The sequence below is a fragment of the Methylobacterium oryzae genome (genome assembly GCF_036441375.1).
In the GTDB taxonomy this organism is placed as follows: Bacteria; Pseudomonadota; Alphaproteobacteria; order Rhizobiales; family Beijerinckiaceae; genus Methylobacterium; species Methylobacterium oryzae_A.
On sequence record NZ_MLCA01000001.1, the window covers coordinates 597,039 to 620,192 of the forward strand.

The 23,154-nt window shown below is 72.8% G+C and carries 20 protein-coding genes; 12 read left to right on the plus strand and 8 right to left on the minus strand.

The genetic code is table 11. From position 1 onward, the window contains the following. Positions 1-208: 208 nt before the first annotated feature. Genes MOTC310_RS02810 through MOTC310_RS02825 form a run of 4 tightly spaced genes read left to right on the plus strand, consistent with a single transcriptional unit; the run spans position 209 to position 6,594 of the window. Entirely contained in the window at positions 209-988 is a 780-nt protein-coding gene (locus tag MOTC310_RS02810; protein WP_331300727.1) for an ImuA family protein, read from the plus strand. Next, complete coding sequence (locus tag MOTC310_RS02815; protein WP_331300728.1) at positions 915-2,792, plus strand: DUF6504 family protein; 1,878 nt, start codon at positions 915-917, stop codon at positions 2,790-2,792. The genes MOTC310_RS02810 and MOTC310_RS02815 overlap by 74 nt, the downstream gene beginning before the upstream one ends. After that, entirely contained in the window at positions 2,789-6,073 is a 3,285-nt protein-coding gene (locus MOTC310_RS02820) for an error-prone DNA polymerase (protein WP_331300729.1), read from the plus strand. The genes MOTC310_RS02815 and MOTC310_RS02820 overlap by 4 nt, the downstream gene beginning before the upstream one ends. A gap of 56 nt (positions 6,074-6,129) precedes the next feature. After that, the gene (locus MOTC310_RS02825; protein WP_331289661.1) at positions 6,130-6,594 is read left to right on the plus strand and encodes a hypothetical protein; all 465 of its coding nucleotides are present in this window, start codon (positions 6,130-6,132) and stop codon (positions 6,592-6,594) included. Between the two features lie 39 nt (positions 6,595-6,633). Here the strand turns inward: MOTC310_RS02825 and fae are convergent, their stop codons facing one another. Together fae and MOTC310_RS02835 are read right to left on the minus strand one after the other, a co-directional pair. Then, positions 6,634-7,173 (minus strand): formaldehyde-activating enzyme, encoded by a 540-nt coding sequence (gene fae / locus MOTC310_RS02830; RefSeq protein ID WP_020092273.1) that lies wholly within the window; start codon positions 7,171-7,173, stop codon positions 6,634-6,636. Between the two features lie 62 nt (positions 7,174-7,235). Next, positions 7,236-8,477 (minus strand): NRAMP family divalent metal transporter, encoded by a 1,242-nt coding sequence (locus MOTC310_RS02835; protein WP_331300730.1) that lies wholly within the window; start codon positions 8,475-8,477, stop codon positions 7,236-7,238. Positions 8,478-8,557: 80 nt separating this feature from the next. Between MOTC310_RS02835 and MOTC310_RS02840 the strand changes: the two genes are divergently transcribed. Next, a complete protein-coding gene (locus tag MOTC310_RS02840) occupies positions 8,558-8,773 on the plus strand; it encodes a hypothetical protein (RefSeq protein WP_331300731.1) in 216 nt (71 codons plus the stop codon). A gap of 11 nt (positions 8,774-8,784) precedes the next feature. On the opposite strand, the gene MOTC310_RS02845 is transcribed toward MOTC310_RS02840, so the two are convergent. Next, a complete protein-coding gene (locus MOTC310_RS02845; RefSeq protein WP_331289658.1) occupies positions 8,785-9,234 on the minus strand; it encodes a hypothetical protein in 450 nt (149 codons plus the stop codon). 237 nt (positions 9,235-9,471) lie between these two features. Here MOTC310_RS02845 and lexA point away from each other — a divergent pair, with 237 nt between their 5' ends. Further along, positions 9,472-10,200 carry a transcriptional repressor LexA gene (gene lexA, locus MOTC310_RS02850; protein ID WP_331289730.1) on the plus strand — a complete coding sequence of 243 codons (729 nt, stop codon included), beginning with the start codon at positions 9,472-9,474 and terminating at the stop codon, positions 10,198-10,200. Here lexA and MOTC310_RS02855 read toward each other — a convergent pair. Beyond that, positions 10,194-11,882, minus strand: a complete 1,689-nt coding sequence (locus MOTC310_RS02855) for a ComEC/Rec2 family competence protein (protein ID WP_419539850.1) — start codon at positions 11,880-11,882, stop codon at positions 10,194-10,196. The two genes, lexA and MOTC310_RS02855, sit on opposite strands and share 7 nt — an antisense overlap. Positions 11,883-12,075: 193 nt before the next feature. Here MOTC310_RS02855 and gltX point away from each other — a divergent pair, with 193 nt between their 5' ends. From gltX to MOTC310_RS02870, 3 genes are all read left to right on the plus strand, one after another. After that, a complete protein-coding gene (gene gltX, locus MOTC310_RS02860; protein ID WP_331300732.1) occupies positions 12,076-13,503 on the plus strand; it encodes a glutamate--tRNA ligase in 1,428 nt (475 codons plus the stop codon). Between the two features lie 241 nt (positions 13,504-13,744). Next, the gene (gltA, locus tag MOTC310_RS02865) at positions 13,745-15,034 is read left to right on the plus strand and encodes a citrate synthase (RefSeq protein ID WP_273563803.1); all 1,290 of its coding nucleotides are present in this window, start codon (positions 13,745-13,747) and stop codon (positions 15,032-15,034) included. A gap of 32 nt (positions 15,035-15,066) precedes the next feature. Beyond that, complete coding sequence (locus tag MOTC310_RS02870) at positions 15,067-15,993, plus strand: DNA-3-methyladenine glycosylase family protein (RefSeq protein ID WP_331300733.1); 927 nt, start codon at positions 15,067-15,069, stop codon at positions 15,991-15,993. Positions 15,994-16,347: 354 nt separating this feature from the next. On the opposite strand, the gene parC is transcribed toward MOTC310_RS02870, so the two are convergent. Both parC and recO read right to left on the minus strand, forming a co-directional pair. Then, the gene (gene parC, locus MOTC310_RS02875; RefSeq protein ID WP_331289653.1) at positions 16,348-18,594 is read right to left on the minus strand and encodes a DNA topoisomerase IV subunit A; all 2,247 of its coding nucleotides are present in this window, start codon (positions 18,592-18,594) and stop codon (positions 16,348-16,350) included. 176 nt (positions 18,595-18,770) lie between these two features. Further along, positions 18,771-19,490 (minus strand): DNA repair protein RecO, encoded by a 720-nt coding sequence (gene recO, locus MOTC310_RS02880; RefSeq protein WP_331300734.1) that lies wholly within the window; start codon positions 19,488-19,490, stop codon positions 18,771-18,773. A gap of 142 nt (positions 19,491-19,632) precedes the next feature. Here recO and MOTC310_RS02885 point away from each other — a divergent pair, with 142 nt between their 5' ends. Both MOTC310_RS02885 and MOTC310_RS02890 read left to right on the plus strand, forming a co-directional pair. Continuing rightward, positions 19,633-20,034: a hypothetical protein gene (locus tag MOTC310_RS02885; protein ID WP_331300735.1), complete on the plus strand. Its 402-nt coding sequence runs from the start codon at positions 19,633-19,635 to the stop codon at positions 20,032-20,034. A gap of 20 nt (positions 20,035-20,054) precedes the next feature. Further along, on the plus strand, positions 20,055-20,750 hold the full coding sequence (locus MOTC310_RS02890; protein ID WP_331289650.1) for a gamma-glutamylcyclotransferase: 696 nt from the start codon (positions 20,055-20,057) through the stop codon (positions 20,748-20,750). Positions 20,751-20,897: 147 nt separating this feature from the next. On the opposite strand, the gene MOTC310_RS02895 is transcribed toward MOTC310_RS02890, so the two are convergent. Next, complete coding sequence (locus MOTC310_RS02895) at positions 20,898-21,041, minus strand: hypothetical protein (RefSeq protein ID WP_210034459.1); 144 nt, start codon at positions 21,039-21,041, stop codon at positions 20,898-20,900. Between the two features lie 175 nt (positions 21,042-21,216). Between MOTC310_RS02895 and MOTC310_RS02900 the strand changes: the two genes are divergently transcribed. Further along, positions 21,217-21,840: a hypothetical protein gene (locus MOTC310_RS02900; protein ID WP_331300736.1), complete on the plus strand. Its 624-nt coding sequence runs from the start codon at positions 21,217-21,219 to the stop codon at positions 21,838-21,840. Positions 21,841-21,849: 9 nt separating this feature from the next. Here MOTC310_RS02900 and MOTC310_RS02905 read toward each other — a convergent pair whose 3' ends face one another. After that, entirely contained in the window at positions 21,850-23,151 is a 1,302-nt protein-coding gene (locus MOTC310_RS02905; RefSeq protein WP_331300737.1) for an Nramp family divalent metal transporter, read from the minus strand. Positions 23,152-23,154 lie beyond the last annotated feature (3 nt).

Below are 23,154 nucleotides of genomic sequence, written 5' to 3' on the forward strand. Positions count from 1 at the left end.
TCACGCGCGGCGTCCGGACATTGGTCTCGCTCTGCGATTGCGGTCAACCGCCACCTCGGACCCTGCGGTGGAGGCCGATTCCACAGGCGTCCACACCCGTCCACAGGCCAAGCCGCTGCTGCCACGCGCGATTCCGGCACGCTCCGGAAACCGTTTGTGCATGTTCCTGTTATGTTCCTATCGTCCAGCATGACCGGAGCCGACGGAGATGGGGCTGGACCCTGCGGACGAGACCGAGGCGGCGATCGCGCGCGGCGATCCCCGGGCCCGGCTGGCGGACCTGCGGGTGCGCCTCGCGCCGCCGGACCGCGGCCGGGAAGCGTCCCCGGTCCTGCCTACGGGCGTCCCGGATCTCGACGCGCACCTGCCCGGGGGCGGCCTCGTCCTCGGGCCACCCCACGAGATCGCGCCGGCCGAGCCCGCGGACGCGATCGCGGCCCTGGGCTTCGCCCTGGCGCTCTGCGCCCGCCACCTCGCCCGGGAGTCCGGGGAGGCGCTGATCGCCGCCGGCCCCGGCCAGCCCCTGCCCTACGGGCACGGCCTCGCCGGTCTGGGCCTCGACCCCGCCCGCCTGCTGCTGCTGGAAGCCGGCAGCGACGCGGAGGTGTTCCGCGCCCTGGAGGCGGCCCTGCACGCGCGGGCGCTCACGGCCCTGATCGGCCTCCTGCGGGACGGGCTGCCGCTGAAGCCGGGCCGTCGCCTGCAGCTCGCCGCGGAAGGTCCGGCGCCGCCGCTCCTGCTGATCCTGCGTCCGGCGCCGGCCGGTCTGCCCAACGGGGCCGCCACGCGCTGGCGGATCGCCGCCGCGCCGGCGGCCCGGGACCGGTTCGGCACCCTGGACAGGCCGCGCTGGCGGGCGCGGCTCGAACGCTGCCGCAACGGGCGGGGCGGCGACTGGCTTCTGGAGTGGGACCATGCCGCGCATCGTCTGCATCTGCCTGAGCCACTGGCCTGTGACGCGGCTTCGGCGGGCCGGTCTCGCGCCTGAGCGGGGTCCCCTCGCGGTGGCGGCGGAGGGTTCCGGCGGCCTGCGGCTCGTGGCGCTCGACCCCGAGGCCGGCGCCCTGGGCCTCCGGATCGGCGAGCCCCTCGGTCGGGTCCGGGCGCGGATCGGCGTGCCGCTCCAGGTCTACCCCGCCGACCCGGCCGCCGACCGGGATTCCCTGCTCCGGCTCTGCCGCTGGGCGAGCGGTTACGCGCCCCTCGTCGCGCCGTTCGGGCCGGGCGAGGCGGCGGACGGGCTCTACATCGACGTCGCCGGGGCGAGCCACCTGCGCGGCGGCGAGACGAACCTCGTCGCAGACTTGGCCGCCCGGCTCGCGCGGAGCAACATCCCGGCGAGGATCGCCCTCGCCGACACGCCCGGCGCCGCTTTCGCCCTGGCCCGCCATGGCGGGGGCGACCGGATCGTCGTGCCGCCGGGCGGAGCCGCGGAGGCGCTGCGGGGGCTGCCCGTGGAGTCCCTGCGGCTCGATCCCGGCACGGTCGCGGGCCTGAAACGGCTCGGCCTGCGCCGGATCGGCGCGCTCGACGCGCTGCCGCGGGGACCCCTTGCCCGCCGCTTCGGCGAGGCGCTGCTGCTGCGGCTCGATCAGGCCCTGGCACGCCGGCCCGAACCGCTGGCCCCCCTGACGGAGGCCGCCGATCACGCCGCCGCCCGCGGCTTTCTCGACCCGATCGGCCGGCAGTCGGACATCGTCCGCACAGCCCGGGACCTGATGGCGGAACTCGCCCCGCGGCTGGAGCGGGACGGGCTCGGCGCCTGCGCCCTGCGCCTCGCCCTCCACCGGGTCGACGGCGCGGTGCGCGCCCTCGATCTCGGCCTGTCCCGTCCCGAGCGCTGCCCGGAGCGGGTCGCCGCCCTCGTTTCCCTGCGCCTCGACCGGCTGGGTTCGGCCCTCGACGCCGGCTTCGGCTTCGAGACGGTGGCGCTCGCCGTGACGGTGACCGGCCCCATGCCGGCCCGCCAGACGGATCTCGGCGCGGCGGCCGCGGGCGACGGGGTCGGCTTCCTGGCCGACGCCCTGGCGCAGCGCCTCGGGCGGGCGCTGCTGCGGCTAGAGCCGCGGGCGAGCCACCTGCCGGAGCGGGGCGACCGGGGTGTTCTCTGGGTGGCCGGAGCGGGGCACGGACCGTCGACCGATCGAGGCGTCGGCCGGCCACGGGCGCGTCTCCCTCTCCCCGCTCCCGCCGCGGGATTGGCAGCTGCATACATCGGCGCCGGCCGTGCGGCGTCAGGATCTGTCGCGGGTCCCCTCTCCCGTGCGGGAGAGGGACAGGGTGAGGGACGAGAACTTTCAGAACGAGGCGCAAACGGCACGCGCGGCGATGGCGTGCTCGATCCTGACGCCTCTCGTCCCTCACCCCAACCCTCTCCCGCACGGGAGAGGGGGCCGGGTGCGCTCCTCCATCAGCGTCGGCGTTCAACCGTGATGGGTGAACCTTCCGGCATAGAGGGGGAAGAGAAGGCGCGCACCAGCGCGTCCCCCTGGACCGACCACCTCCCGCCCCGCCCCCTGGTGATCTTCCCGCGCGGCGAGGCCGCCTGCGACGTGCTCTCGACCGTCCCGGAGGGGCCGCCCCGGCGCTTCCGCTGGCGCGCCCGGATCCACCGGGTCGCCCATGCCGAGGGGCCGGAGCGGATCGCCGCCGAATGGTGGCGCGAGCCCGGCGCGGATCGCGACTACTACCGCATCGAGTGCGAGGCCGGGCACCGACTCTGGCTCTACCGCGACGGGCCGCACGCCCCCGACCGTCCCGCCGCGTGGTACGTCCACGGGCTGTTCGCGTGAGCGGCCTCGCTTACGCCGAGCTCGCCGTCACCACGAATTTCTCCTTCCTGCACGGCGCGTCGCACCCGCAGGAATTCGTCGTGCAGGCGGCTTCCTACGGCCTCAAGGCGATCGGCATCGCCGACCGCAACACCGTGGCCGGCGTGGTCCGGGCGCACGCTGCGGCGCGGGCGCTGGAGGCGGAGGGCACCGTGATCCGGATCCTGCCGGGGGTGCGCCTCGTCACCGAGGAGGGGTTCGAGGCCGTCACCTACCCGATGGACCGGGAGGCCTGGGGGCGCCTCTGCCGGCTGCTTACCCTGGGCAACCGCCGCGTCCGCAAGGGCGACTGCCGCTTCTCGTTCGCCGAGTTGCTGGAGGCGGCCGAGGGGCAGGTGTTCATCGCCATGCCGCCGGCCCGGCGCTCGCCGGAGGGCTTCCGGGCGCGGCTGGAGGCGCTCGCCGCCGCGGCCCCGGGCCGGACCTTCCTCGGGGCGAGCCACACCCGCCGCGGCGACGAGCGGCGGCGCCTCGGGCTGCTGGCGGAACTGGGCGCGGCCTCCGGTGCCCCGATGGTCGCGGTCTCGGACGCGCTCTACCACCATCCCGAGCGGCGCCCGCTCCAGGACGTGGTCACCTGCATCCGCGCGGGCTGCCGGATCGACGAGGCCGGCTACCGGCTGGAGGCCAATGCCGAGCGCCACCTGAAGCCGCCGCCCGAGATGGCGCGGCTGTTCGTCGACCACCCGGAGGCGCTGGCCCGCAGCGTCGAGATCGCGCAGGCCTGCGACTTCGACTTGGCGCAGCTGCACTACGAGTATCCCGACGAGCCCGTGCCCCCCGGGCGCACGCCGCAGGAATACCTGGAGGAGAAGACCTGGGAGCGGGCGCGCTGGCGCTACGCCGGCGAGATCCCGGACGCCGTCGCGGCGACGCTCCGCGAGGAGCTGCGGCTCATCGCCAAGATGAACTACGCCCGCTACTTCCTGACGCTGTTCGACGTGGTCGAGTTCGCTCGCGGCAAGGGCATCCTCTGCCAGGGCCGCGGCTCGGCGGCCAATTCCGCCGTGTGCTTCTGCCTCGGCATCACCGCGGTGGACCCGTCGAAGCACCGGCTGCTCTTCGCCCGCTTCATCTCGGAGAACCGGGGCGAGCCCCCCGACATCGACGTCGATTTCGAGCACGAGCGCCGCGAGGAGGTGATCCAGCACCTCTACGCCCGCTACGGGCGGGAGCGGGCCGCCCTCTGCGCCACGGTGATCCACTACCGCCCGCGCATGGCGATCCGCGAGGTCGGCAAGGTCTTAGGTCTCACCGAGGACGTGACCGCTTCGATCGCCGACACGGTCTGGGGCTCCTGGGGCACCGGCATGCCGGACCGGCACGTGCGCGAGGCCGGGCTCGACCCGGAGAACCCGGCGATCCGGCAGGCGCTCGACCTCGCCCACCAGCTGATCGGCTTCCCCCGCCACCTGTCGCAGCACGTCGGCGGCTTCGTGCTGACCCGCGGCCGGCTCGACGAGACCGTGCCGGTGGGCAACGGCGCCATGGCGGACCGCACCTTCATCGAGTGGGACAAGGACGACATCGACGCGATCGGGCTGATGAAGGTCGATGTGCTGGCGCTCGGCATGCTGACCTGCCTCAAGCGCGGCCTCGACTTCCTGGAGCGGGACCACGGCACGGTCTACGAGACGCTGGCCGACCTGCCCCGGGAGGATCCCGAGACCTACGCGATGCTGGCGAGGGCCGATTCCGTCGGCGTGTTCCAGGTCGAGAGCCGGGCGCAGATGTCGATGCTGCCGCGCCTCAAGCCCAAGGAATTCTACGACCTCGTGGTGCAGGTCGCGATCGTGCGCCCCGGCCCGATCCAGGGCGATATGGTCCACCCCTACCTGCGCCGCCGCTCCGGGATCGACCCGGTGGAGTACCCGGCCCCGCACCCGGACCACGGGCCGGCGGACGAGCTGAAGGAGGTCCTGCAGAAGACCTACGGGGTGCCGCTGTTCCAGGAGCACGCGATGCAGATCGCCATCACGGCGGCGGGCTTCACGCCGGCCGAGGCCGACGGGCTGCGCCGGGCGATGGCGACCTTCCGCCATGTCGGCTCGATCGGCGGCTTCGCGGAGAAGTTCGTGGGCGGCATGACCCGCCGGGGCTACCCGAAGGACTTCGCCGAGCGCTGCTTCGCGCAGATCCGGGGGTTCTCCACCTACGGCTTCCCGGAGAGCCACGCGGCCAGCTTCGCGCTCCTCGTCTACGCCTCGGCCTGGATGAAATGCCGGCACCCCGACGTCTTCCTGGCCGCGATCCTCAACGCCCAGCCCATGGGCTTCTACCAGCCGGCCCAGCTGGTGCGCGACGCCCGGGCCCACGGGGTCGAGGTGCGGGGCGTCTGCGTCAATGCCAGCGACTGGGACTGCACCCTGGAGCCGGCCGGGAATCCGGCGCTGCACGCCGTGCGGATCGGCCTGCGGGTGGTGCGCGGCCTGCCGGAGGCCGCCATGCGCCGGCTCGTGCGGCTGCGCGCCAACGGCTACGCCAGCATCGAGGGCCTGCAGGCCTCCCTCGCCCTGCCCCGCAACACCCTGGAGCGGCTGGCCGAGGCGGACGCGTTCCGCTCCCTCGGCCTCGACCGGCGCGCCGCCCTGTGGATGGTCCGCACCCTGGAGGGGACCTCGGCGCGCAAGGCCGCCAAGGCGGATCCGAGCGAGCGTCGGGCCCATCTGCTCGACGCGCCCCTGCCGCTCTTCGCCTGGCACGCCGATGACGGCCTGTTCCGGCACGAGCCGGCGGTGGAACTGCCGGCCCTGGCCCCGTCCGAGGCGGTGGCCGAGGATTATTCCGCCACCGGCCTGTCGCTGCAGGGGCACCCGGTCGCGTTCTTTCGGGGCCGGCTCGCCCGGATCGGCGCGATCCCGGCCCGCGCCCATCTCGATCCTTCCCTGCCCCAGGGCGCGCGGGTCACGGTGGCGGGCCTCGTGCTGATCCGCCAGCGGCCGGGCACCGCCAAGGGCGTGGTCTTCCTGACCCTGGAGGACGAGACCGGTATCGCCAACGTGATCGTCTGGAAGGCGGTGTTCGAGGCCAACCGGCGCATCGCCATGCAGGCCCGGTTCCTCGCGGTGCGCGGCCGGATCCAGCGGGCGGACGGGGTGGTCCACCTCGTGGCGGAGGGGTTTCGCGACCTCACCGCCGCCCTGCGCGACCTGCGGGAGGCCGGCATGAAGCTCCCGCCCGAGAACACCGATTTCGGCGTGCCCCCGGACCGGCGCGTGTATCGCAGCCGGGATTTCCACTGAGGCCCGCCCGTCGACGGCCCTCTCGACAGGCCCCGCGCCGCGCGTAGAGTGCCGCCATGTCGAGCTTCGCCGTTCCGCGCCTCCTCCTCGCCGCCTGCGCGGCCCTGCCCCTCCTGGCGGAGGCCGCCCGGGCCGACAGCTGCGACGACCTCACCCGCCAGATCGCCGGCGCGATCGGCGGCCGGGTCGGCAAGCGCGCCGGCCCCAGCATCGACATCCGCGTGGCCGGCCCGATCAAGTTCGACGTGACCTGCCGGGCCGAGCCGATCGTGCAGGCGACCTCCGCCGAGCCTGCCCCCTCGGCGACCTTCTTCCGCGACCTGTCGGTGGCCTCCGAGATCCTCGTCGGCCAGCCGGCCGCGACCGTCGAGCCGATCATCGCCAACGCCTACCGGACCTCGCTCGCGGAGCGGCGCAAGTCGTTCATCCAGCAGAACGGCTGGTCGGCCTCCTGCTACACCGACCCGGGCAGCACCACGATGCGGACCCTCTGCTCGGTGGGCCGCATCCCGCCGGGTTGAGGCGAACCCGATCCGGCAGGAGGCGGGCCGCGCACCCGCTCAGTACTCGATCACGCCGTCGAGCGCGTAGTGCTTCACGGTCTTCCGGTTGGCGATCAGCTCGTCCACCGTCGGCTCGCCCTTGAGGGCGCGGGCGATGGCGAGCTTCGTCGCCTCGTAGTTGGTCCGGTAGAGGTCCTTCTGGTCGAGGTTGTCGTCCTCGGCGCAGCGCTGATCGAGCCAGATCATGATGATCATGCACAGCTCGTCGAGCCCGTCCTTGGGAAGGATGCCCTCGATGATGCAGTCCACGATCGCGTCGCCCGTGGCCGCCTGGACCACGCCGCCGAGGAGCTCGGCATACTCGGCCGTGTGGATCGTGACCTTGGTGGTCATCATCGTGGCGGGGCGCACGAGCTGGTTGAGGTCGCGGACCACGAACATCCGCGTGTGGCCCTGGACCTGCCCCATCATCGACGCGAAGGCCTGGCCGACCGGACCGCGCACCGAGCCGATCAGCACCTCCGGCATGGCGTCGGTGTACTGCCCCTCGGCCGCCAGCACCGTGGCCTCGCCCGTGCGGAACCAGATCTCTTGCATGTTCGAACTCCACCTGATCGGAGCCCGCGGGAGACATCATCGCGCCGCCCGCGTCAATGAGCTCAGAGCAGGCCGACCCCGTCGAGCACGCCGACCAGCGCGAAGGCGACGGTGATCCCCGAGACCGCGTAGACCACCCACTTGTAGGCGCCGTCCACGCGCTTGCCCTCCGGCAGGGCCCGGGTGGCGAGCAGGATCAGCAGGCCGAGGGCCAGAGGCAGGAGCAGGGCGTTCATCACCTCGACGGCGATGTTGAGCGCCACGAGGTTCGGCACGAGCTGCACGGCGCAAGCTCCCGCCGCGACCGCGAGGGCGAAGGCGCCGTAGAAGGCCGGCGCCTCCCGGGGCGACTGCTCCAGGGAATGCGGCCTGCCCGTCACGTCGCCGAAGCCCCAGGCCAGCGCCAGGGCCACGACGTTGAGCGCCACGAAGGCCGCCGCGATGATGCCGACCCCGAACACCACCTGCCCGAGCCACGGGCCCAGGGCCGGCGTGAAGGCGCCCGCGAGGTCGCCGACGGTCTCCAGCCCCTTCTCACTGCCCTGCCCGGCCTTGCCGATCGTGGCGGCGGCCGCGACGAGGATCGCGCCCATCACGCATTGCGAGACCACCGCGCCCACGAGCGTGTCGAGCCGCGAGCGCCGCGCGTGCTCCCAGCCCAGGCCCTTATCGACGATTGCCGACTGCTGGTAGAAGATCATCCACGGCATGATCACCGCGCCGATATTGGCCGCGATCAGCACCCGGAACTGGCCGTCGCCCAGGGGCATGTGCCCGAAGGAGGCGACGATCTCGGACACGTTCGGCCGCGCCGCGACCGCGAGGCCGAGGAAGACCAGCTCGAACAGGCCGACCACGATCGCCACGACCTCGACGCGCCGGTAGCTGCCGGTGAAGACCAGGCCGAGCAGCAGGACGGCCGGGAGGCCGAGGCTCGCGAGACGCGGGACGCCGAACAGGTCGCCGATGCCCGCGATGCCGGAGAATTCCGTGACGATGGCGCCGAGGCCGGCAACCACCAGCCCCCCGTAGGAGATCCAGGCCCAGACCGGCCCGTACCGTTCCCGGATCAGCGCGCCGTGGCCGCGCCTTGTGGCGGTGCCGAGCCGCACCGTCAGCTCCTGGACGACGTAGAGGATCGGCACCAGCAGGATCTGCAGGAGCAGCAGCGAATAGCCCCAGCGCGCCCCGCTCTGGGCCGCCGTGATCAGGCTGCCGACATCCGTATCGGCCAGCATCACCACGAGTCCGGGGCCTGCGGCCTTGAGGTAAGCGGACAGGCGAGGCAGGGAAGCGCTGGGCACGGCTCGGGAACAGTCCCGCGCACGGGCGGTTCCGGCAGGCGCCTGCGGCGTTTTCCCGGGACAGGCGGGAGGAGCGTGAGATGGCGGAGAGCACGGATCGGGGCTCCGGCTGGAGCCTGCAGGCGAGCCCCGTGCCCGACGGGGTGCGCCTGGAGCTCGCCCTCGCCGATCTCGGCGGCGCGCCGGTCACCGCCGCGATCGTGCTCGACCGGGCGGAGGCCCGGGCTTTCGCCCGCGCCCTGCTCGCCGCCGCCGGCGACGCGGCCGAGCGGACCTTCCCGAAGCCGGGCGCCTGAGGGCGCGCTGGTCAGCGCACGCCGAGGCCCGGATTGCGGCCCGGCAGGCGGGGGACCACGGTGCCGCGCTTCTCGATCGGCGCGTCGCAGGCGTAGGCGAACTCGGTCTTCAGCGGATCGAACACGCTCTCGCCGGTGATCCGGCAATCCTCGCGTACGGTCTCGTCGAGATAGGCGCGCGCGGCGGTGCGGAAGCGCTTCACCCGGGTCGCGCCCGGCTCCGGATCGATGCGGACCTCGCTCAGGTTGCAGCCGGTATACTCGCGCAGGGCGTTCGAGACGATCAGCATCCGGCGCAGCTGCCGGTTGTCGTAGACCTCGTAAGGCTCCTTGCAGCCGATCGTCACCACCTGGGGCGTGAGCGCCACGTAGTTCCGCGAGATGTAGGAGAACCCGGTGGTGCAGCCGGCGAGGCCGAGGGCGGCGAGGCCGAGGGGCAGCAGCGCTGCGGGTCGTCGCATCCTCGTCATTCCAAGAGGGTCCTAGCCCGCGCCCCGGATCCGCCGCCTTCCCGGGGTCACCGCGGCGCATTGAAACGGCTCCGCTTGCGCCGTCAATGCGTTTCTCGACCTTCTCCCGCGGGCGCGCCGAGCGTAGCGGTAGCACTCTTGCAGAACACTTGCGGAACGTTTAACCTGTTCGTGATTTGTTTCGGAGACCGTCACGTGGCGGTCCGCCAAGCCGCGAGTCCCCCGTCGATGCTCACGCGCAAGCAGCTGGACCTCCTGCGATTCATCCAGAGCCGGATGCAGGAATGCGGCGTCCCGCCGTCCTTCGACGAGATGAAGGATGCCCTTGATCTCAAGTCGAAGTCGGGCATCCACCGGCTGATCACGGCCCTCGAGGAGCGCGGCTTCCTCCGGCGCTTGCCGAATCGGGCGCGCGCCATCGAGGTGATCCGCATCCCCGAGAGCCTGACTCAGGCGGTCCCAGCGACGCAGACCCCCGCCGAGCCGCGGCGCTTCACGCCGAGCGTGGTCGAGGGCGGCAAGTCCAAGCAGCCGCCGGCCCCGGCGAGCGCGCGGATGATCGACGAGTCCGGCCGCGCCATCTCGATCCCGGTCATGGGCCGGATCGCGGCCGGTACGCCCGTCTCGGCGATCCAGAACCAGAGCCACGCCATCACCCTGTCGCCGGACTTCGTGGCGGGTGGCGAGCACTACGCCCTGGAGGTGCGCGGCGACTCGATGGTCGAGGCCGGCATCCTCGACGGCGACCTCGTGGTGATCCGCAAGCAGGACACGGCCAATACGGGCGACATCATCGTGGCGCTGATCGACGACGAGGAGGCGACGCTCAAGCGCCTGCGCCGCCGCGGGTCCTCGATCGCCTTGGAGGCCGCGAACCCGGCCTACGAGACCCGCGTCCTCGGGCCCGACCGGGTCCAGATCCAGGGCCGCCTCGTCAGCCTCGTCCGCCGCTACTGAAGCGGCTCGGCCGGCGCGTCGTCGGGAGCGGGATCTGCGCCCGGCGCGGCCTCGGCCTCCGTCGGTGCGGCGGCCCCCTCGTCCGCGGCGCGGCCGTCTGAACCAGCGGCGACCGGCCGGGCCGGTCCCGGCCCGCGTCCGGAAGCCGGTCGCCACGGCAGGGCGCGGCCGTCGTCACGGGCGTAGCGTGCGGCGAATCCGTCGCCGTCGGTCCCGAGGGCCACGGCCCCGCGGGCGGCCAGGACGCGCCGGTCGATCACCAGGGGGCTCGTGCAGGTCGGTGGCGCCGTGAGGCCCGTGATCAGCACCGCGGCGCGGGCGCAATCTTCCGGAAAGGCCCGCCGGTCCCGGACCAGGGCGACCGCCCGCCCGTCCGGCAGCCGGGCGGTGCAGCCGAGCCGGTCGCAGCGCCCGCTCCCCGACCGGACGATCAGCGCCGCGGACCGCCGTCCGTCGCCGTCCGCCTTCAGCCACTGTTCGAGGACGAAGCCGGAGGGGCTCCCGAGGGCCGCGAGCCGCCCGTCCGGACCCCGCACCGCGGCCCCCAGGCCCTGCCGGTCGACGTAGAGGTCGTAGCGGTCGGGCCGGGCCGCGAGGACGAGCCCGAGCAGGACCGGCGGCACGGCGAGCCAGCGCAGGCGCGAGGCCGGCAGCGTCCCCAACAGCAGGCCGGCGGTGAGCAGCGCCAGCGCCCCGGCGCCGAAGGCCGGCAGCACCAGGATCGCCCGCTCGAACCCGGCGATCCAGTCCGAGATCGCCAGCATCCCGGCCACCGCCTGCCCCATCAGCCACCAGACCGGCCGGTCGAGGGCGAAGGGATAGGCGAGGCACCCGATCACCGCGGACGGCATCACCACCAGGGAGACGAGCGGCAGGGTCAGGGCGTTGCCGACGAGGCCGAAAGGCTGGACCGTCTGGAAGTGGTAGGTGGCGAAGGGGGCGGTCGCGACCTGCGCCACCAGGGTCGTGGCCAGCGTCCCGGTGACCGCCGACAGGCCGCTCCCGACGATCCGCCCGATCGGCCCGGCCCCCGGGCGCACGAACAGCCGCCCGTCGATCAGCCGCGCGCAGGCGATCAGCCCGGCCACGGCGCCGAAGGACATCTGGAAGCTCGGGCCGAGCAGGCCCTCCGGCTCGCGGGCCAGGGCGACCAGCGCCGCGAGGGCGAGGTTGCGCATCGACAGGGCCGGCCGGTCCACCAGGATCGCGCCCAGCATGATCAGGGTCATGATCAGCGAGCGCTCGGCCGCGATGTCCCAGCCCGAGAAGGCGCAGTAGGCGGTGACGCCGACCATGGCGAAGCCGGCCGCGATCTTCTTGATCGGCCAGAGCAGCGCGCAGAGCGGCACCGCGGCGAGGACTGCCCGAACCAGCCAGAACACCACGCCGGCGGCCAGCACCATGTGGAGGCCCGAGATCGACACCACGTGGTAGATGCCGGCGGCGCGGAGCGCGTCGTTGGTCGCCGGCCCGATGAGGCCGCGCTTGCCCGTCACCAGGGCCGCCGCCACCGCGCCCGCCTGGCCGCCGGCCGCCTCCGCGATCCGGCGCGTGAGCCCGTTGCGCGCCGCGTCCAGTGCGAGGCCCGCGGCGACCCAGTGGCGGAGCGTCGGGAGGGCTGCGACGCGCGGGCCGGCCAGCGTCACCGCGCCGTCCGCCAGCCTCGCGCCGATCCGCCGCATCGCCGCCGCCCCGCTCCGCGCGACCTGTCGTCGGGGTCGAGCGATTCTGCAGGCGATTCTTAACGCATCCCCCGGCCCGTGCTACAGCCGGTGCTTCGTGCTACGGGCGCCCTGTCGAGCCCCTCGCCGCTCCGCCGCCCCTTCGCCGTCCGTCGCGCTCCGTCCGCGACCAGCCCCGGAACATACCGGACCGATGTCCTCAGCCGTCGTCACGCGCTTCGCCCCCTCGCCCACCGGCTACCTGCATATCGGCGGGGCCCGCACGGCGTTGTTCAACTGGCTCTATGCCCGTCACACGGGTGGCAAGATGCTGCTGCGCATCGAGGACACCGACCGGGAACGCTCCACCAAGGGGGCGATCGACGCGATCCTCGACGGGCTCACGTGGCTCGGCCTCGACTGGGACGGCGACGTGGTCTTCCAGTTCGCCCGCGCCGAGCGCCACCGCGCCGTGGCCGAGGAGCTGCTGGCCGCGGGCCGCGCCTATCATTGCTACGCCACCGCCGAGGAGCTCACGCAGATGCGCGAGACCGCTCGCGCGGAAGGGCGCGCCCCGCGCTACGACGGCCGCTGGCGCGACCGTGACCCGTCCGAGGCCCCCGCCGGGGTCAAGCCTGTGATCCGCCTGCGCGCGCCGACCGAGGGCGAGACCGTGGTCGAGGACGCCGTCCAGGGCCGGGTGACCTGGGCCAACAAGGACCTCGACGACCTCGTCCTGCTGCGCTCGGACGGGACGCCGACCTACATGCTCGCCGTGGTGGTCGACGACCACGACATGGGCGTCACGCAGGTGATCCGCGGCGACGACCACCTCACCAACGCGGCGCGCCAGAGCCAGATCTTCTCCGCGCTCGGCTGGGACGTCCCCCGGATGGCCCATATCCCGCTGATCCACGGAGCGGACGGGGCCAAGCTCTCGAAGCGCCACGGGGCGCTCGGCGTCGAGGCCTATCGGGATCTCGGCTACCTGCCGGCGGCCCTGCGCAACTACCTCGTGCGGCTCGGCTGGAGCCACGGCGACCAGGAGGTCTTCTCCACCGAGGAGATGATCGCGGCCTTCGACCTCGGCGCGGTCGGTCGGTCCGCGGCGCGGTTCGACTTCGCCAAGCTCGCCAACCTCAACGGCCTCTACATCCGCACCAGCGCCGATGCCGATCTCGTCGCCGCGGTCGAGACCATCCTGCCGGGCGTCGGGCCGGAGCGCGGCCTGTCGGCGCCGCTGCAGCCCGACCTCAAGGACAAGCTCATCCAGGCCATGCCGGGCCTGAAGGAGCGGGCCAAGACGCTGATCGAGCTCCTCGACAGCGCCTACTACCTCTATGCCCAGCGACCGCTTGCGCTGGACGACAAGGCCCGCGCGCTCCTCACCGACGAGGGCCGGACCCGCCTCGCCGGGGTACGGCCGGTGCTCGAGGCGCTGCCCGACTGGAGCGCGGCCTCCACCGAGGGCGCGGTGCGCCAGTACGCGGAATCGGCCGGCTGCAAGCTCGGACAGGTGGCCCAGCCCCTGCGGGCGGCGCTCACCGGCCGCACCACCTCCCCGCCCCTGTTCGACGTGATGGCGGTGCTCGGCCGGGACGAAACGCTCGCCCGCCTCGGCGATCAGGCGCCGCAGGGCTGAGGGTGCCGCGCGCGGACAGGATGCCGCCCGGGAACTGCCGGCCCCGGCTCGAATTGCGCTTGGTGGAATTTGCTTGGCGTCGGGGGCGGGTTGTCACCGACCCCGTTGCTGCTGCAGTGCCGTTTGGGTAACCCATGGCTGTGAGCACCCGCAGCATAATGCGTGTGCTCAGGCCCCCGGGACCGACTCGGGCAGCCCGAGGCCGGCATCCGCCACGTCGCCACAGAAGGGTCCACGATCCATGAGCGCACCCAGCACCATCACCGTGGACGGCAAGTCGATCGAGCTGCCGGTGAAATCCGGCACGATCGGGCCGGACGTGATCGATATCGGCAAGCTCTACGCCCAGACCGGCGCCTTCACCTTCGACCCGGGCTTCACCTCGACGGCGAGCTGCGAATCGAAGATCACCTACATCGACGGCGACGAGGGCGTGCTGCTCTACCGCGGCTACCCGATCGAGCAGCTCGCCGAGAAGGGCGACTTCCTCGAGACCTGCTACCTGATGCTGTTCGGCGCCCTGCCGACCGCCGCCCAGCGGGCCGATTTCGAGTACCGGGTCACGCGCCACACCATGGTGCACGACCAGATGAACCGGTTCTTCACCGGCTTCCGCCGCGACGCGCACCCGATGGCCGTGATGGTCGCCTCGGTGGGCGCCCTCTCGGCCTTCTACCACGACTCGACCGATATCACGGACGAGAGCCAGCGGCTGATCGCGTCGATCCGCATGATCGCCAAGATGCCGACGCTCGCGGCGATGGCCTACAAGTACTCGATCGGCCAGCCTTTCGTGTACCCGAAGAACGACCTCGACTACACGTCGAACTTCCTGCGCATGTGCTACGCGGTGCCGTGCGAGGAGTACGAGGTGAACCCGGTCTTCGCCCGGGCGCTCGACAAGATCTTCATCCTGCACGCCGATCACGAGCAGAACGCCTCGACCTCGACGGTGCGGCTCGCGGGCTCCTCGGGCGCCAACCCCTTCGCCTGCATCGCGGCCGGCATCGCCTGCCTGTGGGGCCCCGCTCATGGCGGCGCCAACGAGGCGGCGCTCAAGATGCTGATGGAGATCGGCACCCCCGAGAACGTCGGCAAGTACGTCGCCAAGGCCAAGGACAAGAACGACCCGTTCCGCCTGATGGGCTTCGGCCACCGGGTCTACAAGAACTACGACCCGCGCGCCCGGATCATGCAGAGCACCACCCACCAGGTGCTGAAGGAGCTCGGCAAGACCGACGACCCGCTGCTCCACGTCGCCATGGAGCTGGAGCAGATCGCCCTCAAGGACGAGTACTTCATCGAGAAGAAGCTCTACCCGAACATCGATTTCTACTCGGGCATCACCCTCAAGGCGATGGGCTTCCCCACCGACATGTTCACGGTGCTGTTCGCGGTGGCGCGCACGGTGGGCTGGATCGCCCAGTGGGCCGAGATGATCGAGGACCCGTCGCAGAAGATCGGCCGTCCGCGTCAGCTCTACGTTGGCCCGGCCCAGCGCGACTACGTGGCGGTCGACCAGCGCGGCTGAGGCCGAACCTGTCCCGGGACGCGACCCGTGCTATGACCGACGGGGCGGCCGAGAGGCCGCCCTTCGCGTTTGCGGAGGCGATCGCGCTGCGCCTGTCCTATCGGCCGCCCTACGACTGGGCGGCGATCCGCGCGTTCCTCGCCAAGCGGGCGATCCCGGGCGTCGAGGCCACGGATCCCGCGGCGCCCTACGCGCGCACGATCTGCGTCGCCGGGCGGCACGGGCTCCTGACGGTGGAACCCGGCGCGGACTGCCTGCACGTCGCGCTGCGCGGGGTCGAGGCCGTGCACGCCGAAGCGCTCGCGGAACGCCTGCGCCGCCTCTTCGATTGCGACGCCGATCCCGGCGCCATCGCGGCCCGCCTCGCCGGGGATCCGGTCCTGGCCCCGCTCGTGGCGGCGCGGCCGGGATTGCGCCTGCCGGGGGCCTGGGACCCGTTCGAGACCGGCTGCCGGGCGATCCTCGGGCAGCAGGTGTCGGTCGCGGCGGCGATCGGGCTCGCGGGGAAGCTGGTCGCGGCGTACGGGACGCCCCTCGCGCAGCCGATGGGCGGGCTGACCCACGTCTTTCCCGCGCCGGCCGATCTCGTCGAGGCGGACATCGCCCTGGCGCTGAACATGCCCCGCGCCCGCGGCGCGGCGATCCGGGCGCTGGCCGCGGCGGCGCTGACCGACCCGGACTTGTTCGCCCCGGCGGAGTCGCTGGAGGCCGCGGTGCTCCGCTTCACGGCGATCCGCGGGATCGGGCCGTGGACCGCGCAGTATATTGCCATGCGGGCGCTCAAGCTGCCGGACGCCCTGCCGGTGGGCGATGTCGGCCTGCTGCGGGCGCTGGAGAGCGGCACGGGGCGACCGAACCCGGCGGCGCTCCTGGCGCGGGCCGAGGCGTGGCGCCCGTTCCGGGCCTACGCGGCGCAGCACCTCTGGGCGGCGGATGAGGCGGTCGCGCGGGGGCGGTGATCGCCCCCCCTTGACGTCAGCGCCGTCGTCTTTGCGAGCGGAGCGAAGCAATCCAGTCGGCGCGACGCCTCCTGATGGCGCGCTGCCCTGGGTCACTTCGCTGCGCTCGCGATGACTGAGGGGCAGGTCGAACCGGTACCCTGAGGGTGGTCCGTGGGGGCGTGGATGCGCCCGAAGGAGGGCGTCCCCAGTGGCCGGCGGCGTGCCGGCCCTCGGCGCGCTCTGGCTCGGTCAGCGTTCGCCCGAGACCGTCTCCGAACGCGGCGCGGGTCCCGTCTCCCGAACGGGAGCGGGAGCCTGTCGCGCCTTCCTGAACGGAGGTGCGGATCACTGGGCTCCTTCAGGCGGCCGCCCTCACCGCCCGAACCGCTCGAATTTCGGGAAGCTGCGCGCCATCATCAGCCCGACCTCGGCGCGGTGGCCGAGCCACTTCTCCAGTACCGACGCGTTGGCGAGCCGGCCTTCGGCCGAGCCGTCCTGCCAGGGCAGGCCGTCCGCCAGCTTGAACACGTGCGCGTCGAGCAGGCGGCCGCTGCGGCAGCGCTGGAGCCGGACACCCTTGCCGCGGGCGAGCTCGGCCACCTCGGAGATCGGGAAGATCAGCAGCAGCTTCTCGGTGTTCACCACCGCCACGTGATCGCCCTCGGCCGGAACCAGCACGGCGGCCGTGACGTCGCCGTCGAGGCCGAGCACGCTCTTGCCCTTGCGGGTATTGGCCACGAGGGCGTCGGCGGGCGCCACGAAGCCGCGCCCGTCCGAGCCCGCGATCAGCAGCTTGGTCTCCGGCCGGTAGGGCAGAGCCGCCACGATCTCGGTGCCGTCGTCGAGGTCGGCCATCAGCCGCACCGGGTCGCCGAAGCCGCGTCCGCCCGGTAGCTTCGAGGCCTCCAGCGTGAACACCTTGCCGTTGGTGGCGAGCAGCAGGATCTTCTGGGTGGTCTCGGTCGGGAAGGCGATCTTCAGGGTGTCGTCGCCCTTGAAGGCCACCCCGGAGAGGTCGGCGACATGGCCCTTCAGCGCCCGGATCCACCCCTTGGTCGAGACGATCACGGTGATCGGCTCGCGCTCGACCAGGGCCGCGGTGAAGTCGATGCCGCCGACATCCGGCGGGCTCGCCAGCGTCGTGCGGCGCCGCCCCAGCTTGGTCTCCGGCCCGAAGGTCTTCTTCACGGCGCGGATCTGCGCCTGGATCGCCTTCCACTGCGCCGGCTCGGAGGCGAGCAGGGCGTCGATCTCGGCCTTCTCGGCGGTGAGCGCCTCGAACTCGCGCTTCAGCTCCATCTCCTCGAGCTTCCGCAGCGAGCGCAGGCGGGTGTCGAGGATGGCGTTGGCCTGCACCTCGGTCAGCTCGAACCGGGCCATGAGGGCGGCCTTCGGCTCGTCCTCCTCGCGGATGATGCGGATCACCTCGTCGAGGTCGAGATAGACGATGAGCAACCCGCCCAGGATCTCCAGGCGCCGGTCGATCTGGCCGAGGCGGTAGCGCGAGCGGCGCTGCAGCACCACGCGGCGGTGGTCGACCCACTCGCGCAGGCACTCGGCGAGCCCGATCACCTTCGGCACGAGGCCGCCGACCAGGACGTTGAGGTTGAGCGGGATCCGCGCCTCCAGCTCGGTCAGCCGGAACAGCGATTCCATCAGGATCACCGGATCCACCGTGCGGGAGCGCGGCTCCAACACGACGCGCACGTCCTCGGCCGACTCGTCGCGCACGTCGGCGAGCAGCGGCAGCTTCTTCTCCTGCAGCAGCTCGGCCATCTTCTCGATCAGCCGGCCCTTCGGGATGCCGTAGGGGATCTCGGTGACGACGATGTTCCAGGTGCCGCGACCGAGATCCTCCTTGGCCCAGCGGGCGCGGACCCGGAAGGCGCCGCGGCCGGTCCGGTAGGCCTCGGCGATCGCCTCGGCCGAGTCGATCAGGATGCCGCCGGTCGGGAAATCCGGCCCCTGGACGAACTTGGCGAGCTGCCCCGAGGTCGCCTCGGGATGGGTGATCAGGTAGAGCGCCGCGTCGCACAGCTCGGCGGCGTTGTGCGGCGGGATCGAGGTCGCCATGCCGACCGCGATGCCCTGGCTGCCGTTGGCCAGGAGGTTCGGGAAGGCCGCCGGCAGGACGATCGGCTCCTCCTTCTCGCCGTTATAGGACGGGCGGAAGTCGACCGTGTCCTCGTCGATCCCGTCGAGCAGGAGGCGCGCCACTTCGGTGAGCCGCGCCTCGGTGTAGCGGTAGGCGGCGGGCCCGTCGCCGTCGATGTTGCCGAAATTGCCCTGGCCGTCGACCAGCGGGTAGCGCTGGGCGAAGTCCTGGGAGAGCCGCACCAGCGCGTCGTAGATCGCCTGGTCGCCGTGCGGGTGGAAATCGCCCATCACGTCGCCGACGATCTTGGCGCACTTCTTGTGCGCGGTGGTCGGGTCGAGCCGGAGCAGCCGCATCCCGTACAGGATGCGCCGGTGCACGGGCTTCAGCCCGTCGCGGGCATCCGGCAGCGCCCGGTGCATGATCGTGGAGAGCGCGTAGGCGAGGTAGCGCTCCTCCAGGGCGGATTTCAGCTCGACGCTCTCGATCCCGTCGCCGGACGGCGGCTCGAAGGGCTGGCCCATGACGGCTCCTCAATACAACGTCTTCACCGCGCGCCGTCGGTCCGGGGCCGCGCGGCGGAGCCCGGAATCCAGAGCCGCCGACGCCCCGGGCCTGAGCCTGGACGGTGGTTCTGGATTCCGGACGCGCCTGCGGCGCCCCGGAACGACGGCCCGGGATTAAGAACAGAACGCGAACATTACCCGGCCTCGCGGCCGAGCGCAACGAATCGCGCCCGTTCCTCGGGCGTCCCGAGGCCGCGGGGGCCCCAGACGTGCCGGTCGAGGAAGTACCCCGTCAAGGTAAACCCTTGGGCAACGCCGTCGGGACCCGGGGATCCGCCCGCGTGCAGGAAGGTCGGGAGCGCCAGCAGGCGGTCCCGGTAGGGCTCGCCCGCCGAGGCGCTGACCGCCCGGCCGCTCTTCGGCGACACGTAGGCCAGGGCGTCGTTGCCGCCGGTGGCCGCGCAGGCGGTCAGGTCGAGGCCGAAGCCGAGCTCCGTCAGGATCGCCAGCTCGAAGCGCACCATCAGGGGCGGGGCGATCGCCGGGTCGTCGAGGTGCTCGACCAGGATCCCCGCCGCCTCGTAGAGCGCCGGATGCGGGTCGCGCTCGGGCAGGAGCCGCAGCAGGGCGGCCATGTGGCTCATCCCGTAGAGGGCGAGGCTCGACCCGATCAGCCGCGAGACCTGGGATTCGAGGGGCTCGACCGCGTAGGCGCCGAGGCCCTCGTCGAGGCGCGCCCGCCACGTCAGCCGCACCCGGTTGCCCGGCTGCAGCACCGGCTGCATCCGGCGCGAGCGCCCGCCATGCACGAGGCCGAGATGGCGCCCGTGGGCTTCGGTCATCGCCTCCAGGATGACGCCGGTCTCCCCGTGCCGGCGCAGGCCGAGCACCAGGGCGTCGTCGGTCCACTGCATCGTACGTCGCGTCGCGGAATGGGGTGGCGCGGCGCGCACCGGGCGCGCATCGCTGGATCTCATCTATATAGGAAGCCGTGACGTCCGGCGCTGCCCGCGCGTCGCCCAGCCTCGGGCAACCTCGGCCGGGTAGCGTTGACCGATGACGCCCCGCGCCGCCCTCGCCGCTCTCCTGGCCCTCGCCGCCGTGGGTGCGCAGGCCGCACCGCGGGCACCGACGCCCGCGTCGGAGGAGGCGCCCTCCCCGGCCCTCCTCCAGCGGATCGCCGCGCTCGCCCTGAAGCAGGTCGCCTTCGGCTCCGTGTCGCTGCTGCCGGTGCGGTACGAGGGCAGCCGGATCGCCGGGCCGATCGAGGATGGCGGCCGGGTGATCTACTGCGTGTCGGGCCGGATGTACGGCCGGACCTTCGGCAAGCCCGAGCGCCCGAAGGTGGCGCTGCGCTACGCGGCCGACCGGCTCACGGTGCTCGACGACGACGAGGTCTGCACCGGGCACCGCACCCGCCCCTTCCCCGAGCTCGACGCCCTGGGCAACGCCCGGTGAGGTCGCCGCGTTGAGGGCCGATGCCTCTCGCACCCGCCCGCACCCTCGACCTCAGCCTCGACCTGATCGCCCGCGCCCATTCCGTCCCGGTCCCCGACGACCCGAGCGCGCTGGAAGTCCTGTCGGACGCGGAGCTGCGCCCGGGGCTCGACGCGATCGTCGCCGGGCGCGAGGGCAGCGACCTCTGGGTCTTCGCCTACGGCTCGCTGATGTGGAACCCGGAATTCGCGGTCGCCGAGCGCCGGATCGGCACGGTGCGGGGCTTCCACCGCCGGTTCTGCCTGCTCCAGCGCCGGTTCCGCGGCACGCCGGAGCGGCCGGGCTTCGTCCTGGCGCTGGACCGCGGCGGCCTGTGCCGGGGCGTGGCCTTCCGCCTGCCCGGGATGGAGATCCGCGAGGCGCTGATGCCGGTCTGGCGCCGCGAGATGCGCGGCCGGGGCTACGTCGCCCGCTGGCTGCCGGTCGCCACGGAGGCCGGGACCGTCTCGGCCCTGACCTTCCTGGCCAACCGCGCCAGCGACCGCTACGCCGGCCGCCTGTCGGACGCGGAGATCGCCGAGAAGATCGCCGCCGCCTGCGGCCACAAGGGGCCGAGTGCCGAGTACCTGTTCCGGACTGTCGAGGCCTGCGAGCGCCTCGGCATCCGCGACCGGCACCTCTGGAGCCTCCAGGCCCTGGTGGCGGCGCGGCTCAGGGCCTGCGCGCCGGGGGCGTGAGACGGATCTCTGCCGATGGCTTCGGCGCCCCTCGCTGCGGGCGGAGCGAAACGTCCAGCCGCGCCGCACCGCGCGCAGTCCCGGACCGCTGCGCGCGCACGGGGAGCTCTGCCGCGCCCGAAGGCTCTGACCGCGAACGGGGGCGGCTCAGGCCCAGGCCCGCTTCATCGCGATCACGACCCGTCCGCCGCCGTGCTCGGCATCCGGGTTGCGCGGCTCCCGGATGCCGGGGGCGCGGCCGGTGGTGACGTAGACCAGAAGGGTGAGGGCGAGCAGGATCTTCGTGCGCATGGCGACGCTCAAGCTTGAGCGACGGTGCATAGGATCGATCGGTTTTTACGGAGTTGCTGCGACGCACACGGGCGCTGCCGCGCTGCGGTTCTCGGGATTGTGGTGAACGGAGGGTTGCGGCGCGCCCGCGATCGTCTATGCCGCCGGCCCGGGATGTCCACAGGCGGAGAATGGGATGCGGCTCCGGATCGGCGTGGCCCTGGCGGTCGTCGTGATCGCCGTCGCGGTCCTCCTGGCCGGGCCGCTGAGCCGCGGCGACAGGCTGTCCGACATCGTGACGGGGCGGACACCGTTGCTGGCCGGTGCCGCCCGGGCGCCCGGCGGCAGCGCGGATCTGTCCGGCACCGCGGCCCTCGGCACGGACCAGCGTCCGGTGACCCTGCACGTCGCCTGCGATCCGGGTGGCGCCGGCCTGTCGGCGGCGCTGATCGTGCCCCGCTTCGCCGAGTTGGCGCCGCGCTTCGATTTCGCGGGGCTCGAGGGGACGGCCAGCACGGCGCCGCTCACCGGGATCCTCGTCTCCAGCGCCGGCAGCGTGCGCTCGGTGCGGATGCCCGTGCAGGGCGCGGCGACCGGGGCGGAGTCGGGCTTCACCCTGACGGTGACGGGGGCCCGCCGCGGCGAGGATCCGCTGCGCGGCGTCGCCCTGGCGCTCACCCAGCCCGGGACCAAGCTCACCTGGACCCAGGCGAGCCCGCGCAGCGAAGACCCGGCCCTCACGGCCACAGTCACGGTGGCGGAGGCCGACGCCGCCGCGCTGAAGGGCGCCCTCGCCGGCTGCCTCGCGGCGCCGTTCTAGGACGGCGCCTCACAGGAACCACGTCACGACGAGGCAGGCCGTGGCGAGGAAGGTCGCCGCGGTCGTGATCCAGCCGAGCCCGTTCGTCACCCATCCGTTGACGCGCGCGCCCATCACGGCCCGGTCGTTGGTCATCAGCATCATGAGCAGGAGGAGCGGCGGCACCGAGAAACCCTGGACGATGCCGGACCAGACCAGCGCCCGCATCGGGTTGACGCCGAGGAAGTTCAGCCCGACCGCCAGCACGGTCACGGCCGCGATGGTGCCGTAGAACAGCTTGGCCTCGCTCGGGCGGGCGTGGAGGCTGCCCTCCCGGCCGATCCCCTGCACGAGGTCGTAGGCCGCACCGGTGGTCATCACCGGCACCGCCAGGAAGCCGACCCCGACGACGCCCAGCGCGAAGAGATACGTCGCGCCCGCCCCCGCCAGCGGCTCCAGGGCCGCCGCCGCCTGCGCGGCGCTCTCGATCTCGGTCCGTCCGGCCTGATGCAGCGTCGCGCCCGTGGACAGGATGATGAAGTAGAGGATCAGGTTCGAGAACAGCATCCCGATCACGACGTCCCGGCGGGTCCTGCGCAGCTCGGCGTCGGTCGCCCCCTTGCGCTGCCGCAGCGTGTGGCGCCCCAGGGCGATCTCCTCCTCAACCTCCTGGTTCGACTGCCACGTGTAGATGTAGGCCGAGAGCGAGGTGCCGATGCAGGCGACGATCATCGCCAGGAAGTCGGCATCGAACCGGATCTGCGGCACGAGGGTGCCGCGCAGGATCTCGGCGGGATCGGGCTTGGCCAGGATCGCGGCCGCCACGTAGGCGAACAGGGCGAGCGCCAGCCAGCGGAAGATGTCGCGCAGGAGCGCGTAGGAGCCGAAGATCTGGAGGCCCAGGATCGCCGCGGCGGCGCCGACCACGATGGCAGGGACCGGCACCGGCACCAGCAGGTTGAGGGCCGCGCCGATTCCGCCGAGATTGGCCGCCGCCTCGATGACGTTGCCCGTGAAGGCGCCGAGCACGAGCGGGTAGAGGATCCAGCGCGGGTACCGGTCGCGCACGATGGCGAACAGGCCCTTGCCGTAGACCTGCCCGAGCTTGGCCGAGACGTAGACGACCACGACCATCATCGGCAGGACGACGGGCGCGATCCACAGGAACGCCAGGCCGAACCTGGCGCCGGCGCTGGCGTAGGTGCCGATGGCGGACGGATCGTCGTCGGCGGCGCCGGTGATCACCCCGGTGCCGAGGGCGTGGAGGAGGCCTCTATCCCTGTGCCGCTCGTCCGGATCATCGGTCTCGGTCTTCGGCCGGGGCTGGTCCATGGA

Excerpts from the sequence above, each read along its gene's own strand:
- MOTC310_RS02885 (WP_331300735.1), top strand. The coding sequence starts at position 19,633 with ATGACGCCCCGCGCCGCCCTCGCCGCTCTCCTGGCCCTCGCCGCCGTG.
- MOTC310_RS02815 (WP_331300728.1), top strand. The coding sequence starts at position 915 with ATGCCGCGCATCGTCTGCATCTGCCTGAGCCACTGGCCTGTGACGCGG.
- lexA (WP_331289730.1), top strand. The coding sequence starts at position 9,472 with ATGCTCACGCGCAAGCAGCTGGACCTCCTGCGATTCATCCAGAGCCGG.
- MOTC310_RS02900 (WP_331300736.1), top strand. The coding sequence starts at position 21,217 with ATGCGGCTCCGGATCGGCGTGGCCCTGGCGGTCGTCGTGATCGCCGTC.
- MOTC310_RS02895 (WP_210034459.1), bottom strand. The coding sequence starts at position 21,041 with ATGCGCACGAAGATCCTGCTCGCCCTCACCCTTCTGGTCTACGTCACC.
- MOTC310_RS02825 (WP_331289661.1), top strand. The coding sequence starts at position 6,130 with ATGTCGAGCTTCGCCGTTCCGCGCCTCCTCCTCGCCGCCTGCGCGGCC.
- MOTC310_RS02905 (WP_331300737.1), bottom strand. The coding sequence starts at position 23,151 with ATGGACCAGCCCCGGCCGAAGACCGAGACCGATGATCCGGACGAGCGG.
- MOTC310_RS02810 (WP_331300727.1), top strand. The coding sequence starts at position 209 with ATGGGGCTGGACCCTGCGGACGAGACCGAGGCGGCGATCGCGCGCGGC.
- fae (WP_020092273.1), bottom strand. The coding sequence starts at position 7,173 with ATGCAAGAGATCTGGTTCCGCACGGGCGAGGCCACGGTGCTGGCGGCC.
- MOTC310_RS02845 (WP_331289658.1), bottom strand. The coding sequence starts at position 9,234 with ATGCGACGACCCGCAGCGCTGCTGCCCCTCGGCCTCGCCGCCCTCGGC.
- MOTC310_RS02840 (WP_331300731.1), top strand. The coding sequence starts at position 8,558 with ATGGCGGAGAGCACGGATCGGGGCTCCGGCTGGAGCCTGCAGGCGAGC.
- recO (WP_331300734.1), bottom strand. The coding sequence starts at position 19,490 with ATGCAGTGGACCGACGACGCCCTGGTGCTCGGCCTGCGCCGGCACGGG.
- parC (WP_331289653.1), bottom strand. The coding sequence starts at position 18,594 with ATGGGCCAGCCCTTCGAGCCGCCGTCCGGCGACGGGATCGAGAGCGTC.
- MOTC310_RS02870 (WP_331300733.1), top strand. The coding sequence starts at position 15,067 with ATGACCGACGGGGCGGCCGAGAGGCCGCCCTTCGCGTTTGCGGAGGCG.
- MOTC310_RS02890 (WP_331289650.1), top strand. The coding sequence starts at position 20,055 with ATGCCTCTCGCACCCGCCCGCACCCTCGACCTCAGCCTCGACCTGATC.
- gltX (WP_331300732.1), top strand. The coding sequence starts at position 12,076 with ATGTCCTCAGCCGTCGTCACGCGCTTCGCCCCCTCGCCCACCGGCTAC.
- gltA (WP_273563803.1), top strand. The coding sequence starts at position 13,745 with ATGAGCGCACCCAGCACCATCACCGTGGACGGCAAGTCGATCGAGCTG.
- MOTC310_RS02855 (WP_419539850.1), bottom strand. The coding sequence starts at position 11,882 with ATGCGGCGGATCGGCGCGAGGCTGGCGGACGGCGCGGTGACGCTGGCC.